The 2,450-nt window shown below is 36.4% G+C and carries 3 protein-coding genes; 1 reads left to right on the plus strand and 2 read right to left on the minus strand.

The features are described 5' to 3' along the window. Together HHU12_RS33500 and HHU12_RS33505 are read right to left on the minus strand one after the other, a co-directional pair. A partial coding sequence (locus HHU12_RS33500) for an IS91 family transposase (RefSeq protein ID WP_449401697.1) occupies positions 1–1,013 on the minus strand: 1,013 nt, incomplete at its 3' end. After that, the gene (locus HHU12_RS33505; RefSeq protein WP_169661079.1) at positions 997–1,830 is read right to left on the minus strand and encodes a tyrosine-type recombinase/integrase; all 834 of its coding nucleotides are present in this window, start codon (positions 1,828–1,830) and stop codon (positions 997–999) included. The genes HHU12_RS33500 and HHU12_RS33505, both read right to left, overlap by 17 nt. Before the next feature lie 188 nt (positions 1,831–2,018). Between HHU12_RS33505 and HHU12_RS33510 the strand changes: the two genes are divergently transcribed. After that, the coding region (locus HHU12_RS33510; protein WP_169656040.1) for a transposase at positions 2,019–2,450 on the plus strand (432 nt) is incomplete at its 3' end.

Raw genomic sequence — 2,450 nt, forward strand, 5'->3', positions numbered from 1 at the left:
ATTTTGATCCAGTCCCATTCTACCTTTTGGGGTGTTTTCTGGCCGATAGACTTTCTAATTTTCTCTATTTTTACTTTTTTGATAGCTCCATTGTAAAATCCAAAATGCCTGATTCTTCTAAAGCCCTTTGGAAGCAAATGCATGCTGTATCTTTTGATAAAATCTACATCAGAGAGTGTCATCTCTTTTTTCTTTGCACCGGTTCTGTAATCCTTGTAAGAGAAGGTCACTTTTCCTTTTGAGTAATTCAATAACCGGTGGTTTGAGATGGCAGTTTTGTGCGTGTATCTTCCAAGGTATTCGATGATCTGTTTAGCACCTCCCAAAGGTCTTTTGGCATAGATCACCCATTCTTTTTCAAAACAACTTTTCGCTATACTTTGGTCAAAATACGTTTTTGATGTATCATTCTTTCTTATTTGACCTACAAGTTTGGCCCTGAACATTTTTGCTAATGCCTTTGCCGGGAAAAGGTACTTTCCCGTTTTGTCACTGCCCATCCAATGTTTACCATTGTAAAGAGCACCTCCTGGAATAATGCAATGTAGGTGAGGATGCAGACTCAAATTTTGTCCCCAAGTATGAAGTACTGCAATCATTCCCATTTCTCCATCCAAACTTTTGCTTCCGAATGTTTTGACTGTTTCCCAAACAACTTTGAAAAACAGATTGTACATCAATTCAGGTTCATGCAGAAAGAGGTCATTTAATTCATGAGGCACTGTAAAAACTGTATGAAAATAAGGCACATCCAGCACTTCCTCCTCCCGTTTCGCAATCCATTTTTCCCTGTAGGTTGCCTGACATTTCGGGCAGTTTCTATTTCTGCAACTGTTGTATGAAATTCTTACTTCACTGCACTTTTCACAGTAGTCGATATGCCTTCCGAGTTTAGCCGTCCTGCAAAGTGTCATCGCATGCAGATCGAATTTCTGTCTGCTGAGAAAATTAGTAGAAGTCCTCCAAAACTGTTGCTGATTGAGAATGTGACTGATCTCAACTTTTGGCTTCATAGATCTTGTCGAAAGGCGAGAAGGAATTTGATCTTTTGACGGCTGTAAGATTGATATACTCCAAGGTAGTTTGAAGCGATTCATGCCCGAGCAGTTCTTTTAATGTAAAAGGATCCATTCCCATTTCGACGCAGTGGGTGGCGTAAGTGTGTCTTAAAGTATGTGTAGTGACTTTTTTGTTAATCTTCGCCGCCTTCACGGTTTGCTTAAGCATTCTTCCAATAGAAGTCGTCGCTATATGTTTTTGAGATCCGTATCCTTGGAAAAGCCATATGTTTGGATTTTCAGTCTCAAGGTATTTTTTGATGCCAACTTTCATATTTTCAGCAAGAGGCACCACTCTGTTTTTGGCATATTTGGTATCTCTGACATAGATCGTCATTCTTTGTAGATCGATATCAGCAATCTTGAGCTGAGCGACTTCTCTAATTCTTAATCCAGCCGAGTAAATCAGTGTAAACATCACCCTGTACTTCAGCAAGTCAGGTATTTTAAAAATGACTTTACATTCCTCAACGGATAAGATATCAGGAATCGCCTTTTTCTTTTTCAATACCGGAAGCTTGATGTTTTTTTCTTCCCTTCCGGAATATTTAAAGATATATCTCAGTGCATAAACATAGTGTTTGAAAGCAGTATAAGAAGTTTGCTTTTTTTCTTTGAGCTGAAGCAGATAATCATTAATTTCATCATCGGAAAGTTCAAGAGGAGTCTTGTTAAAATGCAAAGCAATTTTAGCAATAGACTTGATGTAGTTATCAAAAGTAGACTTTGACTTTCCACTTAGAGACATGTTACGATATACTTCGTTGTACATCTCTTTGAAACCAGGAACAAGAAATGCTCTGTCTAGTATAGTACCTGTTTTTTTTTCATCTTACAAAATTTAAGGTGTTATAAAATTTTAGGTATCTAAACTTAGATCGCCCTAAATAGTAAAACGTACTTCTGTTACGGTTAACTGATTTACATTAGTGTAAAAGTAACCAAACAACCAGATGTATTATGATCAATTTTGAAGGTTTTGACGATAGAACATTTTATTCAACATTTCAAAAAGAAGAAGATTGTCTTGAATATTTATCGACACTAAAGTGGAGTGATCATTACAAATGTAGGAAATGTGAACATACAAAATATATGAAAGGTAAAAAGTTGCATTCTAGACGTTGTCAAAAGTGTAAATATGATGAGTCTGTTACAGCTCATACCCTATTTCATAAGCTGAAATTTTCAATTCTAACTGCTTTTGAATTCATATTTAAAGTTAGTTGTGATAAGAAAGGCATGTCCACTTTAACTTTAAGTGAGAAACTGTCCTTGAGTTATCAAAGCTGTTTAAATTTCAGACGTAAAGTACAATATTCTATGCAAAGTAGTTTACAGCATCCTTTGAAGGGGTATGTTGAAGTAGATGAGTTTGCTGTAGGTGGGTAT

This window comes from Flammeovirga aprica JL-4, from assembly GCF_012844305.1.
GTDB lineage: Bacteria > Bacteroidota > Bacteroidia > Cytophagales > Flammeovirgaceae > Flammeovirga > Flammeovirga aprica.